This is a genomic window from Halomonas marinisediminis (assembly GCF_004347715.1).
GTDB classification, from domain to species: Bacteria; Pseudomonadota; Gammaproteobacteria; order Pseudomonadales; family Halomonadaceae; genus Halomonas; species Halomonas icarae.
On the sequence record NZ_SLTR01000192.1, the window covers coordinates 1 to 317 of the forward strand.

The window sequence follows — 317 nt, forward strand, 5'->3', positions numbered from 1 at the left end:
GTGATGCTCGCAAACAAGGAGAGGTCAACTTTCGCGGTTGGTTCGTGGCAGTACTCGTCCTTCGTTCGGAAGCCGATGAACGCTTCCGCTTTGGCCGATCCGGACGAGATCAGCACGTGGTCGGCTTCGAACAGAAAAATGGTGCGGAGTTCGTCGAGCATTTGGGCTTGGGTAAAGCGGGCCATCGTCTATTCCTTACATGCGAAATGAAGTGCATGTACGCATGTCTATCCAATCTTGCCATTCGAAGTCAAGCCAATATGCAAACAAAATCGCATAATTTATGTATTAACTTGACAGATAAAGGTTTTTTGGAG

Annotated in this window: 1 protein-coding gene; it reads right to left on the bottom strand. The window is 47.9% G+C overall.

Annotated features, from left to right (window positions below):
* A partial coding sequence (locus E0702_RS16335) for a hypothetical protein (RefSeq protein ID WP_132045634.1) occupies nt 1-185 on the bottom strand: 185 nt, incomplete at its 3' end.
* Between the last annotated feature and the right edge of the window lie 132 nt (nt 186-317).